19 protein-coding genes are annotated in these 23,440 nt (G+C 59.9%); 7 read left to right on the top strand and 12 right to left on the bottom strand.

Annotated features, from left to right (window positions below):
• Positions 1-3: 3 nt before the first annotated feature.
• The 9 genes from purF to rpsF form a co-directional block, all read right to left on the bottom strand.
• Positions 4-1,515, bottom strand: coding sequence for an amidophosphoribosyltransferase (purF, locus tag QB905_RS04755; protein WP_282973408.1), 1,512 nt, complete (start codon positions 1,513-1,515; stop codon positions 4-6).
• 58 nt (positions 1,516-1,573) lie between these two features.
• Entirely contained in the window at positions 1,574-2,074 is a 501-nt protein-coding gene (locus tag QB905_RS04750; RefSeq protein ID WP_282973407.1) for a CvpA family protein, read from the bottom strand.
• 151 nt (positions 2,075-2,225) lie between these two features.
• The gene (gene radA / locus QB905_RS04745; RefSeq protein ID WP_282973406.1) at positions 2,226-3,599 is read right to left on the bottom strand and encodes a DNA repair protein RadA; all 1,374 of its coding nucleotides are present in this window, start codon (positions 3,597-3,599) and stop codon (positions 2,226-2,228) included.
• Positions 3,600-3,651: 52 nt separating this feature from the next.
• Positions 3,652-4,701: an alanine racemase gene (gene alr, locus QB905_RS04740; protein WP_282973405.1), complete on the bottom strand. Its 1,050-nt coding sequence runs from the start codon at positions 4,699-4,701 to the stop codon at positions 3,652-3,654.
• Positions 4,702-4,896: 195 nt separating this feature from the next.
• A complete protein-coding gene (locus QB905_RS04735; protein ID WP_282973404.1) occupies positions 4,897-7,365 on the bottom strand; it encodes a glycoside hydrolase family 2 TIM barrel-domain containing protein in 2,469 nt (822 codons plus the stop codon).
• Between the two features lie 213 nt (positions 7,366-7,578).
• The gene (locus QB905_RS04730; protein WP_282973403.1) at positions 7,579-9,063 is read right to left on the bottom strand and encodes a replicative DNA helicase; all 1,485 of its coding nucleotides are present in this window, start codon (positions 9,061-9,063) and stop codon (positions 7,579-7,581) included.
• Between the two features lie 187 nt (positions 9,064-9,250).
• Positions 9,251-9,838, bottom strand: a complete 588-nt coding sequence (rplI, locus tag QB905_RS04725) for a 50S ribosomal protein L9 (protein WP_282973402.1) — start codon at positions 9,836-9,838, stop codon at positions 9,251-9,253.
• 10 nt (positions 9,839-9,848) lie between these two features.
• Entirely contained in the window at positions 9,849-10,127 is a 279-nt protein-coding gene (rpsR, locus tag QB905_RS04720; RefSeq protein WP_282973401.1) for a 30S ribosomal protein S18, read from the bottom strand.
• Positions 10,128-10,141: 14 nt separating this feature from the next.
• Positions 10,142-10,525, bottom strand: a complete 384-nt coding sequence (gene rpsF, locus QB905_RS04715) for a 30S ribosomal protein S6 (protein WP_282973400.1) — start codon at positions 10,523-10,525, stop codon at positions 10,142-10,144.
• Positions 10,526-10,761: 236 nt separating this feature from the next.
• Between rpsF and QB905_RS04710 the strand changes: the two genes are divergently transcribed.
• The 4 genes from QB905_RS04710 to QB905_RS04695 all read left to right on the top strand — a co-directional run bounded on the left by QB905_RS04710 (position 10,762) and on the right by QB905_RS04695 (position 15,300).
• Positions 10,762-11,988 (top strand): dicarboxylate/amino acid:cation symporter, encoded by a 1,227-nt coding sequence (locus QB905_RS04710; RefSeq protein ID WP_282973399.1) that lies wholly within the window; start codon positions 10,762-10,764, stop codon positions 11,986-11,988.
• 135 nt (positions 11,989-12,123) lie between these two features.
• A complete protein-coding gene (locus QB905_RS04705) occupies positions 12,124-12,774 on the top strand; it encodes a hypothetical protein (protein ID WP_282973398.1) in 651 nt (216 codons plus the stop codon).
• A 315-nt stretch (positions 12,775-13,089) separates the two neighbouring features.
• On the top strand, positions 13,090-14,439 hold the full coding sequence (gene tig / locus QB905_RS04700) for a trigger factor (protein WP_282973397.1): 1,350 nt from the start codon (positions 13,090-13,092) through the stop codon (positions 14,437-14,439).
• Between the two features lie 222 nt (positions 14,440-14,661).
• Positions 14,662-15,300, top strand: coding sequence for an ATP-dependent Clp protease proteolytic subunit (locus QB905_RS04695; RefSeq protein WP_282973396.1), 639 nt, complete (start codon positions 14,662-14,664; stop codon positions 15,298-15,300).
• A gap of 333 nt (positions 15,301-15,633) precedes the next feature.
• On the opposite strand, the gene QB905_RS04690 is transcribed toward QB905_RS04695, so the two are convergent.
• Both QB905_RS04690 and QB905_RS04685 read right to left on the bottom strand, forming a co-directional pair.
• Positions 15,634-16,170 (bottom strand): GNAT family N-acetyltransferase, encoded by a 537-nt coding sequence (locus tag QB905_RS04690; protein ID WP_282973395.1) that lies wholly within the window; start codon positions 16,168-16,170, stop codon positions 15,634-15,636.
• Positions 16,163-18,295 (bottom strand): S9 family peptidase, encoded by a 2,133-nt coding sequence (locus tag QB905_RS04685; RefSeq protein WP_282973394.1) that lies wholly within the window; start codon positions 18,293-18,295, stop codon positions 16,163-16,165. The genes QB905_RS04690 and QB905_RS04685 overlap by 8 nt, the downstream gene beginning before the upstream one ends.
• A gap of 165 nt (positions 18,296-18,460) precedes the next feature.
• Here QB905_RS04685 and QB905_RS04680 point away from each other — a divergent pair, with 165 nt between their 5' ends.
• Entirely contained in the window at positions 18,461-19,321 is an 861-nt protein-coding gene (locus QB905_RS04680) for a S1 family peptidase (protein WP_282973393.1), read from the top strand.
• Here QB905_RS04680 and QB905_RS04675 read toward each other — a convergent pair.
• The gene (locus QB905_RS04675) at positions 19,305-21,080 is read right to left on the bottom strand and encodes an acyl-CoA dehydrogenase (RefSeq protein WP_282973392.1); all 1,776 of its coding nucleotides are present in this window, start codon (positions 21,078-21,080) and stop codon (positions 19,305-19,307) included. The genes QB905_RS04680 and QB905_RS04675 overlap by 17 nt on opposite strands.
• A 180-nt stretch (positions 21,081-21,260) precedes the next feature.
• On the opposite strand from QB905_RS04675, the gene QB905_RS04670 reads away from it, so the two are divergent.
• Together QB905_RS04670 and QB905_RS04665 are read left to right on the top strand one after the other, a co-directional pair.
• Positions 21,261-22,523 carry a YceI family protein gene (locus QB905_RS04670; protein WP_282973391.1) on the top strand — a complete coding sequence of 421 codons (1,263 nt, stop codon included), beginning with the start codon at positions 21,261-21,263 and terminating at the stop codon, positions 22,521-22,523.
• Positions 22,520-23,437 (top strand): L-threonylcarbamoyladenylate synthase, encoded by a 918-nt coding sequence (locus tag QB905_RS04665; RefSeq protein WP_282973390.1) that lies wholly within the window; start codon positions 22,520-22,522, stop codon positions 23,435-23,437. The genes QB905_RS04670 and QB905_RS04665 overlap by 4 nt, the downstream gene beginning before the upstream one ends.
• Positions 23,438-23,440: the final 3 nt, after the last annotated feature.

Genomic DNA, 23,440 nt, shown 5'->3' with positions numbered 1-23,440 from the left:
CTCTCAGTGGGCGTTGACGAGCAGCGACAATTGCGAACCGGGTGCATCGGAATCGTCCGAAAGGCCTTCGCGGTCGGTCAGGCGGGTGGGGTATTCGCCGGTGAAATAATGGTCGGTGAATTGGGGGCATTCGGGATTGCGGCGATTGTGTCCCATCGCCTTGTAAAGTCCGTCAACCGACAGGAAGCCCAGCGAATCGCATTCCAGCTTGACGCGCATTTCTTCCAGCGTGTGATTGGCGGCCAGCAGCTTCTCACGATCCGGCATATCGATACCGTAAAAATCGGGCCACATGATCGGCGGCGAAGCCGAACGCAGATGCACCTCTTTCGCGCCAGCCGCTCGCACCATGCGGACAATCTTGACCGAGGTGGTGCCGCGCACAATCGAATCGTCGATCAGGATGACGCGCTTGCCTTCCAGCACGATGCGATTGGGCGCGTGCTTCTTGCGCACGCCGAGATCGCGGATGCCTTGCGTCGGCTGGATGAAGGTGCGGCCGACATAGTGATTGCGGATAATGCCCAGTTCAAACGGCAGGCCCGATTGTTCGGCAAAGCCTAACGAAGCCGGTACGCCGGAATCGGGCACGGGCACGACAATATCGGCGTCGGCCGGGTGTTCCAGCGCCAGTTGGCGGCCCATCGCCTTGCGCACGGCATAGATGGACTGGCCATTCACAACCGAATCGGGGCGGGCGAAATAGATATATTCAAACAGGCAGGGACGGGCGGATTTCTGATCGAACGGTTTGTAGGATTTGAGGCCGCCCTCATCGATCTGCACCACTTCGCCGTGCTCGACATCGCGCACGAAACTGGCGCCGATCATGTCGAGCGCGCAGGTTTCGGAAGCCAGCACATAGGAATCGCCCAGCTTGCCGATGACCAACGGACGAATACCCAGGGGATCGCGCGCCCCGATCAGCATGTTCTTGGTCAGGGCCACGATGGCGAAACCGCCTTCGATATGGCGTAGGGCGTCGATAAAGCGGTCGATGACCTGCAATTGCCGCGACCGGGCGATCAGGTGCAGGATCACTTCCGAATCCGAAGTGGACTGGAAGATCGAACCTTCCGATACCAGCTTGGTGCGCAGGAACATGAAATTGGTCAGATTGCCGTTATGGGCCAGCGCTATGCCGCCATCGTCAAGATCGGCGAACATCGGCTGGATATTGCGAATGAAGGCTCCGCCCGCCGTGGAATAGCGGGTGTGGCCGATGGCGGCGCGCCCCTTCAGGCGGCTGACGATTTCCGGTTGGGTAAACACATCGCCAACCAGACCGTGCTCGCGTTCGGTATAGAAGCGACGGCCATCGCAGGAGGCGATGCCGCAGGCTTCTTCGCCGCGGTGCTGTAGGGCGTGCATCCCCAGAACGGTGATCGCGCTGGCGTCATCAATGCCATAGACACCGAACACGCCGCATTCGAGGCGCGGGCGGTCATCTTCAAGGTCGCGGGTATAGGCATCCGGATCGGTGAGGGCAGACAGGTCGATCTGGGACGACAGCATGGTATCTCTTTTCCAAACGCGGGACCGTTCCCGAAGGCCGCAAGCCGGGCACGGTCGGTTACTCGTTGTTCGCGGCCACCTTTTCAGCCATGCCGGATCCTGCGGGGATGAAGGCCTGGATGAGCTTGGCGCACTTCGCGCCCAGCGGGTAGATCTTGGCGGCCCGAAACCAGTGGGGCTGCCGCTCAATAGGCGTGACGGCGGAAAAAATCAAATGGAATACGCCCAGAACCACCAGTGTACGGACAAAGCCGACCGCGAACCCCAGCACACGATCAAACGCGCCGAGGGCTTTCTGTTTCTGCACCTTGTCGGACAGGGCATGGCCCAGATAGCGAATGGCAAAATAAATCAGTACAAAGAGAATAAAGGCGGTGACATAGCCGGTGATGATGCCGAGGTGAAAGGCCTTGACGATGTAGCCCTTGCTGACAACGGCGACCATCATGGCCAGGAAAAACGCGATCAGGTTCACCAGTTCCTTGACGCCGCCGCGCATGACGCCCGCGAAACACGAAATAGCCAGAAACGCCAGGAAGATGAAATCGTAAAGCTGCATATGCATCCCCCTATATGTAGTGGCGTTGAGGCTTTTCCAGTACCAGATCGATTTTTATCATGCCGTTCAAGACTAGGGAGTGCCGCGCCGGTTTGCATATCATTCGTCACGAATTTTAACAATCTTTGTTAACCTGTTGCGGGAATCGCGTTTATGCCTCCGCAGGGAAAAGCCGCGTGATCGCATCGGCCAGCGAGCGAAAACCATGCACTGTGAGCGGGGCATTATCGGCGGCGGAAGCGGCTGAAATAGCGCAGGAAAAGCCCAGTTTCAGCGCTTCTTTCAGGCGGCCCTCGCTGCGCGAAACGCCGCGCACATCGCCCGACAGGCTGATTTCGCCGAACACCACGCCGTCGCGCGGCAGCGGCGTGTCGGTCAGGGCCGACACCAGCGCCAGCGCCGCGCACAGATCGGCGGCAGGCTCGGAAATGCGCAAGCCGCCCGCCACATTGAGATAGACATCCTTCTGGCCAAACGACACGCCGCAGCGCGATTCCAGCACGGCCAGAATCATGGCCAGCCGCCCGGAATCCCAGCCGACAACGGCGCGGCGCGGCGTGCCATAGGCTGACGGGGCGACGAGCGCCTGCATCTCGACCAGAACGGGCCGCGAACCTTCGATACCGGCGAAAACCGCCGAACCGGCGGCGCGTTCGTGGCCATCACCCAAAAACAGGGCGGACGGATTGGGCACTTCGCGCAGACCCGCATCGCCCATTTCAAACACGCCGATCTCATCGGTGGCGCCAAAACGGTTCTTGGCGCCGCGCAATATGCGGAACGGATAGCCGCGCTCGCCTTCGAACGACAGGACCACATCGACCATGTGTTCGACGACGCGCGGCCCGGCGATCTGGCCTTCCTTGGTGACGTGGCCGACCATGATGACCGAGGTGCCCTGCTTCTTGGCCAGTCGCACCAGTTCGCCCGCACAGGCGCGCACCTGCGACACCGAGCCCTGCGCCGCCTCGATGGCGTCGGACCACAGGGTCTGGATCGAATCAATGACGACGAGGTCGAATTTTTCGCGCTTCAGGGCTTCGAGAATAGTGCGCAGACTGGTTTCGGCGGCCAGATCGACCGGCGCTTTCGATACGCCCATGCGGGTGGCGCGGCCACGAATCTGCTCAACGGCCTCTTCGCCGGAAATATAGCCGATCTTCAGACCGCCTTGCGCTGCCTGTGCGGCCACTTGCAACAGCAAGGTGGACTTGCCAACGCCGGGATCGCCGGCGATCAGTATGGCCGAACCGGGCACCACGCCGCCGCCGCAGACGCGGTCGAATTCACCGATGCCGGTCACCATGCGCGCCGGAGCTTCATCAACGCTGTCAAGGGTTTCAAACTGCAAGCGATTGAGGCGCGACAGCTTGCCGCCCGTCTCCGGTTTCAGCCCGCCGGGCGGGGCGCTGAAGCTTTCCTGAACCAGTGTGTTCCACAGGCCGCAACCTGGACATTGCCCTTGCCATTTTGCGGAAACGCTGCCGCAGGACTGGCAGATAAACTGAACGGAATCGCGGGCCATGACATCCTCGGCATGAAGTTGTTCTTCATATGTTCCGATTTGAGGGCGCGTGTCAAGTGCGATATGTGCGCGGAATGCGTGGCCCCAGACGGGTCAGCCACTCATAGGCGATGGTGCCGGACGCGGCGGCCACCTCATCGACAGTTTGAGAATCGCCAAGGATTTCAACCCATTCGCCCGCCTGCACATCGAGGCCAGTGACATCGATACTGCACACGTCCATCGAAATGCGGCCTGTCAGGCGGCGGCGCTGGCCGTTCACGGTAACGAAGCCGCGTTCGGCGAAGCTGCGCAACAGGCCATCAGCATAACCGATGCCGAGCGTGGCCAGTTGCATGTCGTGCGGCTCTGTAAAGGTGGCACCATAGCCGACGGTTTCGCCTTTTTTGAGCGCTCTGACCTGCAAAATACGGGCGGAAAGGTGGGCAATCGGGTGCAATTCGGGGTGGGGGGTGCCGAAGGGCCCGCCGCCATACAGGCTGATGCCGGGGCGGACCAGATCGAAGCGGTAAGCCTCGCCAAGAAAGGCCCCGGCGCTGTTGGCCAGCGAGCGCGGAACGCCGGAAAAGCGGGTGGTGAGGGTGCGAAAAGCGGCGGATTGGCGGGCGTTTTCGGGGTGATCGGGGGTGTCGCCGCACGCCAGATGGCTGATCAGCAGGGCAGGGGCGGGCGCAGCGGGCAGGGCGGCCAGTTCATCGACGCGCAGGCCAAGCCGGTTCATGCCGGTATCCATATGCAGGGCGGCGGGCAGGCTTTGGCCATCATGCCACAGCCGGTATTGCGCGAGACTGTTCAGAACCGGTCGCAGGCGATGGGTGAAGAAGGCTTGCAAATCGCCAGTAAAGCCGTCCAGCACATAGATGACGGCTTCGGGCAGCCGTTTGCGCAGGGCGATGCCTTCGTCGAGGCGGGCCACGAAGAAGGTGCGCGCGCCGTGTTTCGCCAGATGTGGGGCGATGGTGGCCATGCCCAGGCCATAGGCGTCGGCCTTGACCACCGGGGCGATCTCAGCGCCGGGGCAGCGTTTTTGCAGCGCATGGAAATTATGCAGCAGGGCGTTCAGGTCGATGTCGAGCCGGGCGGTGGGGTGTTCAGACGTCATGGACGGGGGATAGCATGATGCGCGGCTGGCGGGAATAAGGGGGGAAGAAAGAAACCCCACCACCCCGCCGCCGCTTCGCGTCGTCGCGGTCCCCCTCCCCAGCAAGCTGGGGAGGTATGAGGGAAGGACCAGTTCATGTTGTCGTTTTGCAGCGTCCGGTTAGCGCCCAAAGCGAACCTGACGACAGACCTTGGATCACGTCACCTGAAACGTCTTGGCGATGCCTTTCAAGCCGGCCCCGCTGACCTCCAGCTTGACGGCGCCGGCCGATTGTCCCGAACGCAGGATCGCCATGGCAAAGCCGTTGTGCAGAACCTTCTTGTTACCGCTGAACAGGTCATCGCTCCAGTGGTCACCATTATCCACGGCGATCAGGCGTGCGGCGCCGCTGACATTGAAGGTGACTTCGCCTCCGGCCGTACTCACCTTGCGCCCCTTGCTGTCCACGGCGTAGACCTTCACATATTGCAGATCCATGCCGTCTGCCTTCCAGCCCGGATTTTCCGTTTCAAGCATCAGCGCCACGGCCTTGCCGGTCGTCTCGATCTCATGTTTTGCGATAATCCTGCCGCCTGTTCGAGCGACCGCGGTGATCTTGCCGGGCGCGTAAGGCACGTCCTTCCAATAAATCGTATTGCGCTCCCTCACATCGGTGGAATTCTTCTGCACGCCGATGGACCTTCCGTTGACCAGCAACTCGACTTCGTCGGCATTGGTATAGGTATAGATGTTGTAGGTCTTGCCCTCCTGGCGGTTCCAGTGGGATGAAATAACCTTCTGCCCGACTAAGACGTCGTTCCACATTTTTGACTCACCTTCGCCGTCAACGACGCCAATATGGACGAGGGGTTCATCGGTGAAGATGCTCTTGGTCAGCCATGCCTGCGGGAAGGGCTGCATGGCATGGTTGAAGAACGAATAGGCCCAGCCCTTCTTCGGCCAGCCGTCGGATTCGCCCCAGTATTCGATGGCACCCCAATAGGCCAGGCCCACCATCTTGTCGCGGTCCATGCCGAAATAGGGCGCGGCCAGTTCGTTGGTGACCGCCTCGCTTTGGTAGATGATCATGTCAGGCGCGTGCTTCAGATATTCCTGATAGTCGTCCCAGACATAGTTGAAGGCGGCGACATCCGTGATCGTCGCCAGTTCGGGAGGAACGATGTTTTCCTTGATCTTGAAGGCAGGGTCGGCCTTGATGATGCCGTTGGCGCGGGCCGGATACATCGCCACCGTCGTCTTGCGGGTCGGATCGTAGCGTTTGGCCACCACATCCATGATGCGATAGGTGGTCTTGCCCCAGTCACCGGTAGGCCAGTTCCAGCGCGTTTCCTGGAACTGCAATTCGTTGCCGAAGCTCCACATGATGACCGACGGGTGATTGCGATCACGCTTGATCCATTCCTTCATATTGTCGAACCACACATCATTCCAGGGCTGGCTGCCCGCCCAGGCCACGGTGCTGCCCCACTTGTCGTAAAGCTCGTCAACGATCAGCAGGCCCTTTTCATCGGCAAGGTCGAGGAACGATTCCGAATACGGATTGTGCGAGGTGCGGATGTGATTGAAGCCAAAGGCTTTGATGGTGTCCATCATCCTGGCGATCGAGGTTTTATAGGCGGCCACGCCGACGGCACCCAGATCGTCGTGATTGGCTATGCCTTTCAGGAAGACCTTCTTGCCATTCACGTGCAGGCCGAATTCCTTGGAGAATTCGATAGTGCGTATGCCGAACCGCTTGGTCATCCTGTCGATCACCTTGTCGCCAGCCACCAGCTCGACTTCGGCAGTGTACAACTGAGGCGTCTCGACGGACCAAAGTTGCGGATCGGCCACATCGAGCTTCGGCATCGGGACTTCGGCCGTGGGCAGGTTGCGCGGTATGGGAACCGGGCCACTGGTGGAAGCGACCAGCTTGCCATCCGGCGAGAACACTTTGGTATTGATCTGGATGGCGTCGGTCTTGCCTTGCAGCCCGGCGACCTCGACCTGGACATTGACCTCTGCGCTATTCGCTGTGATGACCGGCGTCGTCACGAAAATACCGTGCCGTGCGATGGAGACCGGATTTCTGACCACGAGATGCACGTCGCGGAACAAGCCGCCGCCTGTGTACCAGCGCGAATTCCCTTCGGTCGTGGCGCGCACGGCCACGACATTGGCGCCATCGTAGTGGATGAGGTCAGAAATATCCGCTTCGAAGCCAAGATAGCCGTAAGCTGTGCCCCCGACCTTCTTCCCGTTCACCCACACGTCACCGGACAGCATGATACCTTCGAAGTCGAGCAGAACCTGCTTACCCTTCCAGCGGCTATCGGCCTCAAAGGTCTTGCGATACCAGGCGGCGCCGAGTGTCTTGAATCCGCGCCCCTTGTTTGCCGACTTGTCCCACGGCTGCTCGATCTGGAAATCGTGCGGCAGGTCGAGCTTGCGCCAGCCGCTGTCATCCAGGGCGGGATCCTGCGCATTGGCGATGTCGCCGTTCTTAAAAGTCCAGCCGAAATTGAAAAGCGCGACGCTTCTGGGCTGGTCCGCGCCGCTAGCAGTGTCAGCGAACGCGGGCATGGCCTGACCGAGCAGTCCTCCGCTGGCCGTCGTCACCAGGGTCGTCGTGCCAAGGGCCTTGAGTACGGTGCGCCGGTCGGTGCCGCCTTTGTTCTCAATCATATGGGTTTGCTTCTGTACTCTTGATATGGGGGAATAGAAGCATTGCCGCCAAGAAAGACATGCGTCAATCAAAATGTACTATAATTGAATATACGTGATCGTTAACGCGCACTTTCGATCAACCTCCAAAGAGAAATATGGTGGTTTCGCTCGGAGCCAAAAGCCGTGCGCCTTGCTCCAGCAGGCGTGTAAAGCAAGGTTTGCCCCAAGCCGTTATTCGCGGTTATAGTCGTCGTACCGGCCCGTCTGGGCCAGATTGCCGAAGCGGGTGACGTTTTCGTCGAAGGACAGGCGCACCGTGCCGATAGGGCCGTGGCGCTGCTTGCCGATGATCACCTCAGCCTTGCCGCGCAGTTCATCCATATCTTCCTGCCATTTCAGGTGGTCTTCGGTGCCTTCTTTTGGCTCGGTGCGGCCGAGATAATAGCTTTCGCGGTAAACGAACATCACGATGTCGGCGTCCTGCTCGATGGAACCCGATTCACGCAGGTCGGAAAGCTGCGGGCGTTTGTCGTCGCGGCTTTCGACCTGACGTGACAACTGCGACAGGGCGATGACCGGCACGGCCAGTTCCTTGGCCAGAGATTTCAGCCCCATTGTGATGGTCGAGACTTCCTGCACGCGGTTTTGCGTAGCCCCGCCGTCGCCGATGGTGACGAGCTGGAGATAATCGACGATGATGCAGTCAAGACCGACCGTGCGTTTCAGGCGGCGGGCGCGCGCCGTCAGCTTGGCCAGGGACAGGCCGCCCGTATCGTCGATATAGAGCGGGCAGGCGCTGATCTCCATCGCCGCCTCTTTCAGGCGGGCAAATTCCGACACGTCGATTTCGCCCTTACGCAGGCGGTCGGACGACACGCCCGACGCATCGGCCAGCAGGCGGGTGGCCAACTGATCGGCCGACATTTCGAGCGAATAGAAGGCGACCACGCCGCCATCCACCGTTTTGCGGCCGCCATCAGGTTGCGGTTCATACTGGTAGTGCTTGGCCACATTCATGGCGATATTGGTGGCCAGCGCCGTCTTGCCCATCGAAGGGCGTCCGGCCAGGATGATCAGGTCGGACTTGTGCAGGCCGCCGATCTGGCGGTCGAGATCGGTCAGGCGCGTGGCGATGCCCGCCAGCCCGCCATCGCGGTTGAAGGCTTCCTCGGCCACGCCGATAGCCCCCGCCACCGCGTCGGAAAACGGCACGAAACCGGTGGATGAGGTGCCTTTTTCGGCCAGTTCGAACAGTTGCGCCTCGGCCACCTCGATCTGGTCGCGGGCATTTTGTTCGCCGGAAGCCGCCCTGGCGATTTCGCCACCCAGCCGGATCAGTTCGCGGCGCAGGGCCAGGTCATAGATGACGCGGGCATAGTCCGAGGCATTGGCGGCGGGCGGGGCGCGATCCACCAGATCGGCGAAATAGCGGATGCCGCCCAGATCGTTGAACGCCTGATCGGCCTTGAAGCGGTCCACCAGCACAATCGGCTCGGCCAGATGGCCGATGCGGATCTGTTCTTCGATCACCGAAAACAGGCGCTGATGGAACGGCTCGTAAAAATGGCGGGCCTGAAGCCCGTCATACAGGCGCTCATAGGCACCATTGTCGAACAGCAGGCAGCCCAGCAGGGCCTGTTCCGCTTCGAGATTGTGCGGCAGGCTTTGCGGGGTGGTTTCGGCGGCTTGAGGGGGTGTTTGAAGGGTGTCGGGCATGGCGCATTCATACAGGCTTTGCATGGAAAGCCTACGCCTGTTCGTCACGATTTCAAGCCTTGTCCACTTAAGGCCAATTCACAGTCTGTGAACTGTGGGGATAAGTGTAGTGGCGATCAAAAAGCCCCCGGAAGGCGAACCTTCCGGGGGCTTTAAAGTTTGAGCTGATCGTCAGACAACTGACGGATCAGGCTTCGTAGGGTGCGTCGGCAATTGCCTGACCCGCGCCGCCTTCGAGCATGTCGGCGGCGGCTTCTTCGTCAGCGAGACGGTCTTCCTCAAAGCGCGAGGTGATGACGTTTTCGCCAGCGGCCTGACGGTCGGCTTCGTCCTGCGAGCGAGCCACGTTCACCGTGATGGTGAGCGCCACTTCGGCGTGCAGGCGAACCTTGATATTGTGCAGGCCCAGGGTCTTGATCGGGGTATCGAGCACGATCTGGTTGCGTTCGATCTTCGCGCCGGATTCGGTGATGGCTTCGGCGACGTCACGGGCATTGACCGAGCCGTAGAGCTGACCCGTATCACCCGCCTGGCGGATGATGATATAGGTCGAGCCATCGAGATCGGACGCCGCCTTTTCCGCAGCGGCCTTGGCGGCGGCGTTGCGGGCGATGATCTGATCCTTCTGAATTTCGAAGACCTTCAGATTGGCGGAGGTGGCGCGCAGGGCCTTGTGGCTCGGCAGCAGGAAGTTACGGGCATAGCCGTCCTTCACGCCGACGACATCGCCGATGGAGCCGAGATTCTCGACACGTTCTAACAGTACAACTTTCATGGGGCGCTCCTTACTTCACAACGTAAGGCAGGAGGGCCAGAAAGCGGGCGCGCTTGATGGCCTTGGCCAGTTCGCGTTGCTTCTTCTGGCTGACCGCCGTGATGCGCGAGGGGACGATCTTGCCGCGCTCGGAAATATAGCGTTGCAGGAGTTTGACGTCCTTATAGTCGATCTTCGGCGCGCCGGCACCCGAGAACGGGCACACCTTGCGGCGGCGGAAGAAGGGACGACGGGCGGGGGCATTACCGACGGGAGCGCCGGGAGCCGTGGAATTGGTGTCTTCAGTCATGTCGAAAACCCTCCTTATGCCGAAGCTTCGTTGGAACGCTCAGGACGATCCGAACGCTCGGGGCGCTCAGGACGGTCACGGCGCGCCAGAACGGGCGACAGTTCGAGATCAAGCTCTTCGACGCGGATGGTCATGAAGCGGATGACGTCTTCGTTGATCGAGAGCTGGCGCTCCATTTCCTTGACGGCCTGAGCCGGGGCGTCAATCGCCAGCAGGGAATAGTGACCCTTGCGGTTCTTCTTGACACGGTAGGTCAGGTTGCGCAGACCCCAGTATTCGATCTTGGCGATGTGTCCGCCATTTTCTTCGATCAGACCTTTGAGGGTTTCGTTGAGGGCTTCCGCCTGTTGCGGCGAAATGTCTTGTCGTGCGATGACGACATGTTCGTAATAGGCCATGTATATCCTCTTCCGTTGCGCCGGGTGGCGTTTCGATGAGCGGAAGTCTCATGGAAACGATGGATCAGGTTTCGCACACATTATAAGCATGTGCGGTCTGACCACCCGGCTGGGAGCGCGCCTCATATCGCATGAAGGTGGAAAAGGCAAGCGGTGCTTTGTTTGGCAAGGGGATGGACATGGCGGGAGAGTGCGCTAGTGTCGTCTGTAACCATGTGTGACAAAGCGGGACGGGTATGAAAAAAGGTAATCTGGCGCTGTTCGTGCTGACGGCGATGCTACTGGGTGTGGCAGCGGGCTGGGCCAGCCATACCTTTATGTCCGCCGGGCAACTGACCACGGCGGTGATGGTCTATGGCCTGCTGACCAAGATATTCATCACCCTGATCAAGATGATCATCGCGCCGCTCGTGCTGTTCACCCTGATCGCCGGGATCGGTCATATGGAGGACGCTGCCACGGTGGGGCGGGTAGGAGGCAAGGCGCTCGGCTGGTTTCTGCTGATGTCGATCATATCGTTGGTCATCGGCATACTGATGGTGGAGTGGCTGAAACCGGGCGTCGGCATGGATCTGCATGTGGCCGGTGATGTCAGCGTGCCCTCGATGGCGGGCTTTACGCTCGACACCTTTATCGAACATCTGATCCCTTCGTCGATCATCAAGGCGATGGCCGATAATGAAATCCTGCAAATCGTTGTGTTTGCGGTGTTCGTCGGCACGGCCATCTCGATGCTGGAGAAGAAATCGCCGCGTGTGATGGAACTGGCGGAAGAGGCCTCGGCCATCATGCTGAAGGTGACCAGCCTTGTGATGATGTTTGCACCCTTTGCCATTTTCGGTGCCCTGGCGCGCACCGTGGCCGAGCAGGGGCTGCCGATCCTGATTACCTATGCCAAGTTCATGGGCGAGTTCTATGCGGCGATGGGCATATTGTGGGCGCTGCTGATCGCGCTCGGCTTTGTGTTTATCGGCAAGCGGATGCTGAAACTGCTGGGCGTGATCCGCGAACCGGCCCTGCTGGCCTTTTCGACGGCCAGTTCGGAAGCCGCCTATCCGAAACTGCTGGCGGGCCTGCCGACGGTGGGGATTCCGCGCAAGATCGTGGCCTTCGTCCTGCCGCTCGGCTATTCGTTCAATCTCGATGGCTCGATGATCTACTGCACCTTCGCTACGCTGTTCATCGCCCAGGCCTACGGTATCCATTTCACCACGCCGCAATTGCTGATGATGCTGTTTTTGCTGCTGATCACGTCAAAAGGCATAGCGGGCGTGCCGCGCGCCTCTCTGGTGGTCATCATGGCCACGCTGACCTATTTCGGCTTACCCGCCGAATGGATCGCGCTGGTCATCGGCGTCGATCACCTGCTCGATATGGGCCGCTCGGCCACCAATGTGCTGGGCAATTCGGTGGCCTCGGCGGTGATTGCGCGCTGGGAAGGCAAGCTGGAGGAAGAGGCGTAGTTCAGGTTGGGAGCGATCAAGTCGCGTTTTTAATTTGCATCGATTGGCTGTGCTCTGTACGATTAACTACTAAAGTTGCAGTCATCTTCTGGCTCTGAGTAATGAGAGTCTAAAGACTGAATACAGGGGAGAGGCATGGCAAATATTGAAGTGAATTGGGCTATCGCGGACCATATCAGCGTATCTGAAAAAGCCAGGGATCTGGGATTCGATCTAAGGAAGTTCGACGGGCAGCCTGAAGATGTGCAGGCGTTTGTGAAAAAGGCCACAGTCGATAGCGTGATTCACCAAATTCGCGCAGCTTGGCGCGAATGCTATCGTGATGACGGGCCTAACAACAACTGTGACTTTAATGCCGTAAGACAAGGGGTTTACGTTATTGCCATTGGCGAGGGGTTTGGGGTCAGCTACAGATACAAATGCTCGGAGGTGATGTATATCGGCCGAGGCGTCATTGCCAATCGGTTACGCTCCCATCTCAACAACTGGATTTTCGACATGTCTCGTTCGCTGCGAGATGTGCCGTTCCGCTTCTATATGCAGGCGGTTGGAGATAGCCGTTCACCCAACGCCTACAAGGACTTCGAGCATTTCATACTTGAACAGTTTTTGACAAAGTTTGGTGAGAAGCCACTTGTGAATAAGATTCACGGGCGTCAGGGCAACATCGCCCACACCTTCACCGGTAATTGGAAAAAGCCTTTGGACGGTCGAGGCAAAAGTCACCTTTGGGAAATCCGGCCTACGGACAAAAATCCTTGGTTCAAGGAGTATGAGGACGAGTGAGTTCGGTGGAACGTCTTGCCATTATGCGATATTGGCGTCGGGCATTGTCGACATAGCCTGACCACAAGACGAAATCATCTGTACTTATCTGGCTTATCTGTGGATAAACCTTTTCTCTTAAACCCGCTTGCTCCGTAATTTCCGGCGGAAAAGCCGAATTTACGAAACCTAGACGTTGACCTGTCAGCCAATCATGCCATAAGGGCACATCTTTTCGCGCGCCTGCCCGTGCCGGTGCGCTTATCGCTATGTTTAACCGCCTTGCCGGGTTTGCTCTGAGAGCGAATGCGCGGCAGGCAAAAGGTAAGTTGACCGATGCAAGTCGTTGAAAAACTGAATGAAGGCCTGAGCCGCGTTCTCGAAGTCACCATCCCCAAGGGTGAGCTGACCAGCAAGCTGGACGCCAAGATCGCCGAAATGGCGCCCAAGATGAACATCAAGGGCTTCCGTCCGGGCAAGGTGCCCGCCGGCCATGTCCGCAAGATGTACGGCAAGGAGCTGATGGGCGAAATCATTCAGGAAACCCTGAACGAAACGACGCAAAAGGCGATGGACGACGCCAAGATCCGTCCGGCCAGCCAGCCTGAACTGAAGCCGATTGGCGACATCGAAGGTGTTATCTCCGGTAATGCCGATCTGGCTTATGAAATCGCCGTCGAAATGATGCCGATCTTCACGCCGGTCGAGCCCGCAGACATCGCGCTGACCCGTCCGGTTTATGAGCCGACCGATGCCGATATTGACGAGACGCTGAAGAACGTCATGGCGGGCAACCGTCAGTATGAAGAAAAGAAGGCCAAGGGCAAGGCCGCTGTGAAGGCCGAGGACGGCGACAAGCTGGTCATCGATTTCGTCGGCAAGATCGGCGACGAGGCTTTTGAAGGCGGTTCGGCTGAGGGCGCGGAACTGGTGATCGGTTCGGGCCAGTTCATCCCCGGTTTTGAAGAGCAACTGATCGGCGCCAAGAAGGGCGAAGTGAAGACGCTCAACGTCACCTTCCCCGAAGATTACGGCGCGAAGAACCTGGCTGGCAAGGCCGCCACCTTCGAGACGACCGTGCAGGACATCCAGTCGCCGAAGGATGGCGAGGCCGATGACGACATGGCCAAGAGCCTCGGTCTGGAAAGCCTCGACGCGCTGAAAGAGATTCTGAAGACGCAGCTTGGCCAGCAATATAAGTCGGCGGCGCGCTTCAAGATGAAGCGCCAGTTGCTGGACGTGCTGGATGAAAAGCACAGCTTCGAACTGCCGGGGCGTATGCTCGACGCCGAGTTCCAGGGCATCTGGCAGCAGGTTGAGCAGGACAAGGCCAATGGCCAGCTCGCCGAAGAAGACGCCGGCAAGTCCGAGCAGGAGCTGAAGGACGAGTACATGAAGATCGCCGAGCGCCGCGTGCGCCTCGGTCTGGTGCTGGCCGAAATCGGCACGCGCCAGAATGTGCAGGTCACCGATCAGGAAGTGTCGCAGGCCATCATGAATGAGGCGCGCAACTATCCGGGTCAGGAAAAGCAGGTGTTCGACTTCTATCGCCAGAACCCCGCCGCCGCCGCGCAAATTCGCGCCCCGATCTATGAGGAAAAGGTCTGCGACCTGATCTTCACCCTGGCCAAGGTGACCGACGAGCCGATCTCGAAGGAAGACCTGCTGAAGGAAGACGAAGCGTAAAGCTTTGCGTCTGCTATTGATCTGAAAAAGAGGCTCGCCTGCGCGGGCCTCTTTTTTTATGGCCGTCCCCAGGGTGTGAGCGTGTGCCGCGCAATTGCCCCTTGAAAAGGGCGGTGCAAATTGCCAAGTTCAGAAAACAGGGGCGCGTCCATACGGGGTTAAGACTTTGACCCTAAAACCCTCCCTGACACTTTGATTCTTTTTTTCTTTTAAGGACTCACGATGCGCGATCCTGTTGATCATCTGACCATGAACCTGGTGCCTATGGTGGTGGAGCAATCCAGCCGCGGCGAGCGCGCCTACGATATTTTCTCGCGCATGTTGAAAGAGCGCATCATCTTCCTGACCGGCCCGTTTGAGGACGGCATGGCCTCGCTGATCTGCGCCCAGCTTCTGTTTCTGGAATCGGAAAACCCGAAAAAGGAAATCGCCATGTATATCAACAGCCCCGGCGGTCAGGTGACCTCGGCGCTGGCGATCTACGACACGATGCAATATATCAAAAGCCCGGTTTCGACCGTCTGCATGGGTATGGCGGCCTCGGCCGGTTCGCTGATCCTGCAAGCCGGTGAGGCGGGCCAGCGTATCTCCTTGCCAAATTCGAAGATCATGGTCCACCAGCCTTCGGGTGGGGCGCGCGGCATGGCTTCGGACATCGAAATCCAGGCCGAAGATATGCGCAAGACGAAGAAGCTGCTCAACGAAATCTACGTCAAGCACACCGGCCAGACCTACGACATGATCGAAAAGACGCTCGACCGCGACCGCTATATGACGGCGGAAGAGGCCAAGGATTTCGGCCTGATCGACCATGTGTATGAAAAGCGTTCGGACGCCGAGGGCGCTTCTGAAAAGGCCTGATCGTTTCGGCTGTCGATGAAAAATGAAACCGCGTCTCCGGTGGAGGCGCGGCTGATAAACTGACAAACCCCTGGCCTATGCCGGGGGTTTGTGATTGCGTGGGCCATGCCGAAAAATTTCCCGTGCCGTAGAGGCCTGACAAGGGGAAGGCCGCTACAGATGCGCGACGATGAAAATACCAGCGACCAGAAGGCTGACAAAACCCAGCAGGCTGAACAGGCTGGTGCGATGGGGCTGAGGATTGATATACATGGCGGATACTCACTGACGCACCATCAGAACGCGGTACGGCCATAAAAATGGCACAAATTTGCTACCGATCCGTGAACGCCGTTATCCGGCCCAGCCTTCGCCCTGCGGCGTGGTGGTCGGCGGCAACAGATCGCGCGTCATGAAGACGACATCGAGCCAGCGTCCGAACTTGTAACCGGCGCGCGGCAGGAGGCCGGTCTGGCTGAAGCCGCAGGCGCGGTGAACGCCGATGGAGGCGCCGTTCTCGCTGTCGCCGATCACCGCCATCATCGTGTAAAGGCCGCGCTCGGTGCACAGCTCGATCAGGCGCGTCAGCAGGGCCTTGCCCAGTCCGCGCCCAGGATAGCCCGGAGCGATATAGACGCTGTCCTCGACGCCATATCGGTAGCCAGGACGCGGGCGAAACGGCGAGGCATAGGCAAAGCCGATCACCTCGCCGTGCTCGACCGCCACGAGATAGGGCAGGCGCAGGGCGGAGATCTGGCCGAACTGCGCCAGCATGTCGGCGCGCGAAGGCGGTTCCAGCGCGAAGGTGCCCGTGCCGTGCAGCACATGATGGGCGTAGATCTGCGTAATCGTCGGAAAATCCCGCTCTGTCGCCGCCCTTATCTCAAGCATCCTTCACCCATGATTTGTCTTGCGCCCAGATGGCAAAGGCATAATCAAAAGCGATTTCTTTAAGAAAATCAAAACGCCCGGACGCGCCGCCATGACCGGCCTCCATATTGATCTTGAGCAGCATCGGCGCACCGGATGTCGATTTTTCGCGCAGGCGCGCGATCCATTTCATCGGCTCCCAATAGGTGACGCGCGTATCGCTTAAGCCGCCGGTGGCCAGGACGGGCGGGTAGGGCTTGTCGGCGATATTGTCATAAGGGCTGTAGCTGGCAATATAGTCATAGGCTGCTTCGTCCTCCAGCGGATTGCCCCATTCCGGCCATTCGGGCGGGGTGAGGGGCAGGGAGGTGTCGCTCATCGTATTGAGGACATCGACGAACGGCACCGCGCCGATCACACCGGCCCACAGATCGGGGCGCATATTGGCCACGGCCCCCATCAACATGCCGCCCGCCGAACCGCCATAGGCCACCAGCCTGCCTTTGGTCGAATAACCGGCCTGACACAGGGCTTCAGCACAGGCGATGAAGTCCTTGAAGGTGTTTTCCTTTTTGAACTTTCGGCCATCGAGGAACCAGCCATAGCCTTTTTCCGAGCCGCCGCGAATATGGGCGATGGCATAGACCCAGCCGCGATTGACAAGGCTTAAAGAACGGATCGAAAAGCCCGGATCCATCGGCATACCGTAGGAGCCATAACCATAGAGCAGCAGCGGCGCCGAACCATCAAGCGGCGTGTCTTTTTTGAGCAGCACCGTCACGGGCACCTCGGCACCATCGGGCGCTGTGGCGTAAAGGCGGCGCGCCACATAGTCCGCCGGGTTATGGCCGGATGGAATGACCTGTACCTTGCGCAGCACCTTTTCGCGCGTCTCCATATTGTAATCAAAGGTCTGGGCGGGCGTGGTCGGCGAGGTATAGGCGTAGCGGATCGTGTCGGTGTTGTATTCGTAACCGCCGCCCGCACCCAGGCTATAGGCCTCCTCATCGACGGCGATGATGTGCTCGTCCATATCGGCCTTGCGCGTGATGACGAGGCGGGTATTGGCGTTTTCGCGTTCCGAGCGCACCATATGGCGGGCATAGAGGCTGAAACCGGTGACATAGATGCCGGGACGGTGCGGCACCAGATCGCGCCAGCTATGGCGGGCCGGATGGGCGGATTCTGACACCATCAGCTTGAAGTCGATTGCACCCTCGGCATTGGTGCGGATGACGAAACGATCACCCCAGTGGTCGATGTCATATTGCACGCCCGCTTCGCGCCGCGCCACGCATGAGGGGTTTGCGGTCGGGTGGGCCGCTGGAATCAGCCAGGTTTCCGAGGTTTCGTGATTGCCGGTGCCAATGGCGATGAAGGCTTCCGAACTGAGCGTGCCGATGTGCAGAAAGAAGCCTTCATCTTCTTCGGTATAGACGAGTACATCCTCGCCGCCGCGCGCCGGGCGGCGATAGATTTTGGCGGGGCGGGAATTTTCATCGCGCCACGTCCAGAAAATCCATTGCGAGTCGGGTGAGAAGCAGAAGCCGCCGTCGCAGGCCGTTATCGGATCAGGCAGAATGTCGCCAGTTGCGAGATCGCGGACATGGACGGTGTAATATTCCGAGCCTTGCGTATCCTCGCCCCAGGCGAACAGGCGGTGATCGGGGCTGTGCTGGCTCGATGAGGTTTCATAGAAATTATGGCCTTTGGCGCGGGCGTCTTCGTCGAGCAGAACCTGTTCCTGTTCGCGCATGGCCTCGAAGCTCGGAATAGGATCGGCGAAGGCGCGCTTAAGCAGAGGGCGGCGCGCGATCACCGGATGCTGGGCGCCCAGCTCGAAGCGGCTGTAATATTCCCACGCGCCATCCTTGCCGGGAACCGAGGAATCGTCCTCCTTGATACGGCCCTTCATCTCCTCGAAAATCTGCTGTTGCAGGGCTTTCGTATCGGCAAGCATATCGGCGCTGTAGGTGTTTTCAGCGTCGAGCGCCGCCTTGACATCGGGCCGGATGCGCGCCGGATCGCGCAGCACCGCCTGCCAGTTTTCGTCCTTCATCCAGTGATAGGCGTCTTCGCGCACGCGGCCCAGTTGTTCGATACGGAAAGGTTTGCGGGCGGGCACGGGTGGTTTCGGCAGGGGCATGGCGGGGATCGGTTTCCTATCGAGGCGCGGGGACTGTCCGGTGTGGCGCTAATGCCAGACGTGATTCCCGCGCGGCGCTGATCTGGGGCGAAGCATTGACCCTTTGCGGAAATGCCGTCAAATGTCGAGAGGACTTTCGAGCGACTTTCGGATGAGGGGGCTTACGTGCTGGATGTGGACCCGACGGTCGCCTTGATCAAGGCCACTGTTCAGATCGATCAGCCGATCAATGAAACCCGGCGCATGGTGGGCACGGGTTTTCTCGTTTCCGTGCCGAAGCCCGGCGGCGGCACCGAGGTGGTGCTGGTGACGGCGGCACATGTGTTTGAGAAGATGCCCGCCCCGCAGGTGCGCCTCGGCTGGCGGATAAAGGGCGCGAAGGGCACTTGGGTCTATACGCCGGAGGGGCTGAATATCCGCTCGGACAGCGGGCCGCTCTGGTATCAGCACCCGACGCAGGACATTGCCGTCATGCCGGTCGAACTGCCCGATGGTCTCAGCCAGGCCGCCATACCGGAAGACTGGCTGGCCAGCGACGCCGGTTTCATCGCCGAACATATCGAACCCGGTGACGAGATGATGACGCTCGGCTATCCGCACGGGCTTTCCGCCAATGTGGCTGGTTTTCCGATCCTGCGCGCCGGGCGGCTGGCCTCTTATCCGCTGATGCCGTCCAGCGCCTACCCGACCTTCCTGATCGACCTGACCGCTGTGCCCGGCAATTCGGGCGGGCCGGTTTTCCTGACGGCGGACGGAACGCGGCCGCATGTCTTGGTGACGGGCGTGCTGATCAAGCAGGTGGAGGATGATAATCAGCGCCTCGAACTGGGTGTGGTGACCGATGCCGTGTTCGTGCGCGAAACCATCGATCTGATGCTGAAGGCACAGATGAGCGGGCAAGGGCCGGGCGTGCACCTGACCATACCGACAGCGCCTGCGCCCTTGCGTACACCGGCGGACAGCCACGATATGACCGGTACGGATCAGAGCGATACGGCAGCGCATTACCTTATGAAGCCGGGCTGAGGGTCAAGCCGTCGAGTGCGTCAAAACCGGAGCGAATCGCCGCCAGATGGGCCGGGGCGTGACTCAGCACATGGGCGAAATAGAGGCGCGTCAGGCGGATGCGGTCGCCGAGCCAGACGGCATCGCCATCGCCCGCCGCGATCAGGCTTTGCGCCGCCACAGCGCCTTTCAGCAACAGCCAGCCGCCCAGCAGATCACCGCTTAAGGTCAGATAGGTGGTGGCGGCGCTGGCGACATCGAGCGGGGCATCGGTTTTTTGTGTGATCAGATGCTGCGTGGCGGCGGAAAAGGCGGTGAGAGCGACGGAAAGCTGCTCATATTCACGATTAAGATCAACAGACAAGATATTGTTTTTTATGAAGTCTGATATGTCCTCTTCAAGCTCTTTCGCAGCCTGTCCGTCCCCGCCGAGTTTGCGGCCCACCAGATCGGCGGCCTGAATGCCGTTTGTGCCTTCATATATGGGCGCGATGCGCGCATCACGGTAATATTGCGCCGCCCCCGTCTCCTCGATAAAGCCCATGCCGCCATGCACCTGTAGGCCCAGCGAGGCCACTTCGACGGCGCGATCCGTGCTCCAGGCTTTGGCGATGGGTACAAGAAAATCGGCGCGGCGCATGTGGCGGGCGCGGCTGACTTCATCCTGCGCCAGCTTTTCGCCGTCGAGCGCGGCGGCGGCGGCCATGCAGATGGCGCGGGCGGCCTCGCCCTTCATCTTCATCAGGGCCAGCATCAGACGGACATCGGGATGGTCATAGATGGGCGCGTAAGCCTCGCCCGTAATGGGTGAACGGCCCTGACGGCGTTCCAGCGCATAGGCTTGCGCCTTTTGCCAGGCGGCATCGGCCAGACCAACGCCTTCGAAGCCGACCGCCAGACGCGCCGCATTCATCATGGTGAACATGGCCGCCAGTCCGCCGTGCGGTGGGCCGATCAGTTCGGCGTGAGCATTGTCAAAAGCCATGACGCAGGTGGGCGAGGCGTGGATGCCGAGCTTATGCTCAAGCCCGACGCAGCGCACGCTGTTGCGTTCGCCGGGCGCACCTTCGGGCGTCAGGCGATATTTCGGACAGAGAAACAACGAAATGCCGCGTGTGCCCGCAGGCGCATCGGGCAGGCGCGCCAGCACCAGATGGATGATGTTGTCGGCGGCGTCGTGTTCACCCCAGGTGATGAAGATCTTCTGGCCGGTGATGAGGTAACCGCCCTCACCATCGGGTTCGGCGCGGGTTTTGAGGGCGGCGAGATCGGAACCGGCCCCCGGTTCGGTCAGGTTCATCGTGCCCGACCAGACGCCCGCGATCAGGTGCGGCAGGAAGAGGTCCTTCTGGCCTTGCGTGCCGTGGGCATGGATGGCTTCGATGGCGCCCTGACTGAGGGTAGGCAGCAGGGTGAAGGCCATATTGGCGGCATGGAACATGTCGAAACAGGCCTGTTCGAGCATTTTCGGCATACCCTGGCCGCCATAGGCCGGATCGGCGGCCAGGCCGTACCAGCCGCCTTCGGCATAGGTTTTGATGGCGGCGGGAAAGCCCTCGGCGATGACGACGCGATCACCTTCCAGTTGCGTGCCCTGCTGATCGCCTGTGCGGTTGAGCGGCGCCAGCACGTCTGCCGCCAACTGGCCCGCCGCTTCCAGTACGGCATCGCGTACCTCAAGGTCGCAATCGGGGAAGGCCGCGCTGTTATAGGTCGCCTCCATACCGATAATGTGGTCGAGGCAGAAGCGTATATCCCTGAGGCTGGGCCGGTAGCTCATGGTCGGATCCCTGTAGAAACGTTTTAAAGAATAGTAGGCACCGGCTATCCGGCTTGGCAAGTTATTTTACGTGAACGTCAACTTGTGCAAATAATGAAATCATTACAGTTACATATAATTTCACATGACGGCAGCGGGGCCGTGGTGTATGTCGCTAGAGAGCCGAAAAACGGAGATCGCATGAACCGCACCAGCTATAACCTGTCCAGCCGCATCCTGCATTGGGTGATCGCCGGACTGATCCTGTTTATGATTTTCCTCGGCTGGCGGCTTGGCGATCACGATTCGCTGCGCCTCAGTCGCACCAATCTGCATAAATCGGTCGGTATCCTGATCCTGCTGCTCAGTCTCGTGCGCATCGGTTTCCGACTCGCCTACAAGGCTCCGCCCAAACCGCCCATGTCGCAATGGGAGATATGGGCGGCAAAAACCCTGCATGTCGGTTTTTACGTGGTCATGATCGGTATGCCGCTGACCGGCTGGCTGATGGTGTCCACCAGCGCGCGCGAAATTCCCTTCTTCGGCCTGCCGTGGCCGCATCTGCCCGTGCCGCAGACCCACGCCACGCATGAACTGTTCGAAACGCTGCATGGCCTGATTGCCAAGCTGATCATCTATGCGATGGTGCCCCTGCATGTGGTGGCGGCGCTCAAGCATCAGTTCATCGATAAGGACGAGGTGATGCAGCATATGGTGCCCGGCTTGACGCCGAAGCCGGTGCTGAACTGGCGCTGGATCGTGCCGGTGGGCGTTATAGTGCTGGCTGTAGGTTTCGGTTATGGCATCTATCGCGGTGTGCCGGAAAAAGGCGGTGAGGAACATGCGCCGCCGCCGGAAGCGGTTGCTGCGCCGCCGTCTTCAGAGGCGTCATCCGTGGCGGTTTCATCCGCCGCCTCAGCATCTGTTGCTGGATCATCTGCATCGGCGTCTGGCGGGGTCGCGCCGGTCACGGTCTGGACGATGGACAAGGCCGCCAGCCATATCGCCTTTTCGACCACCTTTTCCGGCGAAGCGATCAATGGCAATTTTGGTGATTTCGACGCCGCTATCAGCTTTGATCCCAAGCGCCTCGATGCCTCGCACGTCAAGGTGACGATCACGCTCAACTCGGTCGTATCGGGTGATGCCGACCGCGATTCCTCGCTGCGCAGCGACTCGTTTTTCAACATTGATAGTTTCCCGAAGGCCACATTCGAGGCCAGTCATTTTACGCGCATAGACGACAGCCATTTCATCGCCCACGGCAAGCTGACCCTGCACGGCGTCACGCGGCCATGTGATTTGCCGTTCAACCTGAACATTAAAAACGGCGTGGCGATGATGAGTGGTGCCACCGATATTGACCGTATAGCCTTTGGCGTTGGCACAGGCGATTGGGCCAAAACTGACGCCGTGCCCGCTAAGGTGCATCTCGATATTCGCGTCAAGGCGAGGGCGGGATGAGCGAGGTCGAGGCCGCCGCCAGCGCTTTGCGCGAAGGACGGCTGATCCACCTGCCGACCGAGACGGTTTACGGACTGGCGGCGCGGGCCGACGATCCCGAAGCGGTGATCAGGGTGTTCGAGGCCAAGGGCCGTCCGCGCTTTAATCCGCTGATCGTGCATATCGGCGACATCGAACTGGCGCGGCGGATCGGCCGGTTTGATGCGCGCGCCGAAAAGCTGGCCGCCGTCTTTTGGCCGGGGCCCTTAACCCTGGTCGTGCCGGTGAGGGATGCGAGCGCGGCCTGCGATCTGGCGCGCGCCGGACTGGACAGCGTGGCCCTGCGGATGCCCGATCATGCTGTGGCGCTTGATATTTTACGCGCCGTGCCGTTTGGCGTCGTGGCCCCGTCCGCCAATCGCTCCGGGCGGCCAAGCCCGAGCACGCAGGGCCATGCGTTCGAGGAAACGGGCGCATATGTTGCGGAGTCGCCCGATGGTGGGCCTTGCCGTGTTGGCGTGGAATCAACCGTGATCAGCCTGATCGGTGAGGCGCGTTATTTGCGCGCCGGAGCGGTAAGCCGCGCAGAGATCACGGGTCTGATCGGGCCTCTGGCATTGGATGAAACCGAAGGCCATCGGTCACCGGGACGGCTGAGCCTGCATTATGCTCCTGATGCGCCGGTCAGGATCAATATAGATGCGCCGACGCCGGGCGCGGCCTATCTGTCGTTTGGCAGCAGTGATTATCAGGGGCCGCTGTTCCCGCTCAGCGGAAAAGGCGATCTGCATGAAGCCGCCGCCAATCTGTTTCGCTGCCTGCGTGAAGCCGACCGGTTGCGGCCTGCCGCCATCGAAATCGCGCCGATCCCTGAGCACGGCATAGGCGAGGCAATCAATGACCGGATACGCCGTGCGGCAGGCTTTATAGGTTAGGCG

Source organism: Asticcacaulis sp. EMRT-3, assembly GCF_030027245.1.
Classification (GTDB): Bacteria; Pseudomonadota; Alphaproteobacteria; order Caulobacterales; family Caulobacteraceae; genus Asticcacaulis.
Note: the sequence above shows the minus strand (reverse complement) of the source record. Positions and strands in the feature narration are given on the sequence as shown.

Excerpts from the sequence above, each read along its gene's own strand:
- purF (WP_282973408.1), bottom strand. The coding sequence starts at position 1,515 with ATGCTGTCGTCCCAGATCGACCTGTCTGCCCTCACCGATCCGGATGCC.
- QB905_RS04750 (WP_282973407.1), bottom strand. The coding sequence starts at position 2,074 with ATGCAGCTTTACGATTTCATCTTCCTGGCGTTTCTGGCTATTTCGTGT.
- radA (WP_282973406.1), bottom strand. The coding sequence starts at position 3,599 with ATGGCCCGCGATTCCGTTCAGTTTATCTGCCAGTCCTGCGGCAGCGTT.
- alr (WP_282973405.1), bottom strand. The coding sequence starts at position 4,701 with ATGACGTCTGAACACCCCACCGCCCGGCTCGACATCGACCTGAACGCC.
- QB905_RS04735 (WP_282973404.1), bottom strand. The coding sequence starts at position 7,365 with ATGATTGAGAACAAAGGCGGCACCGACCGGCGCACCGTACTCAAGGCC.
- QB905_RS04730 (WP_282973403.1), bottom strand. The coding sequence starts at position 9,063 with ATGCCCGACACCCTTCAAACACCCCCTCAAGCCGCCGAAACCACCCCG.
- rplI (WP_282973402.1), bottom strand. The coding sequence starts at position 9,838 with ATGAAAGTTGTACTGTTAGAACGTGTCGAGAATCTCGGCTCCATCGGC.
- rpsR (WP_282973401.1), bottom strand. The coding sequence starts at position 10,127 with ATGACTGAAGACACCAATTCCACGGCTCCCGGCGCTCCCGTCGGTAAT.
- rpsF (WP_282973400.1), bottom strand. The coding sequence starts at position 10,525 with ATGGCCTATTACGAACATGTCGTCATCGCACGACAAGACATTTCGCCG.
- QB905_RS04710 (WP_282973399.1), top strand. The coding sequence starts at position 10,762 with ATGAAAAAAGGTAATCTGGCGCTGTTCGTGCTGACGGCGATGCTACTG.
- QB905_RS04705 (WP_282973398.1), top strand. The coding sequence starts at position 12,124 with ATGGCAAATATTGAAGTGAATTGGGCTATCGCGGACCATATCAGCGTA.
- tig (WP_282973397.1), top strand. The coding sequence starts at position 13,090 with ATGCAAGTCGTTGAAAAACTGAATGAAGGCCTGAGCCGCGTTCTCGAA.
- QB905_RS04695 (WP_282973396.1), top strand. The coding sequence starts at position 14,662 with ATGCGCGATCCTGTTGATCATCTGACCATGAACCTGGTGCCTATGGTG.
- QB905_RS04690 (WP_282973395.1), bottom strand. The coding sequence starts at position 16,170 with ATGCTTGAGATAAGGGCGGCGACAGAGCGGGATTTTCCGACGATTACG.
- QB905_RS04685 (WP_282973394.1), bottom strand. The coding sequence starts at position 18,295 with ATGCCCCTGCCGAAACCACCCGTGCCCGCCCGCAAACCTTTCCGTATC.
- QB905_RS04675 (WP_282973392.1), bottom strand. The coding sequence starts at position 21,080 with ATGAGCTACCGGCCCAGCCTCAGGGATATACGCTTCTGCCTCGACCAC.
- QB905_RS04670 (WP_282973391.1), top strand. The coding sequence starts at position 21,261 with ATGAACCGCACCAGCTATAACCTGTCCAGCCGCATCCTGCATTGGGTG.
- QB905_RS04665 (WP_282973390.1), top strand. The coding sequence starts at position 22,520 with ATGAGCGAGGTCGAGGCCGCCGCCAGCGCTTTGCGCGAAGGACGGCTG.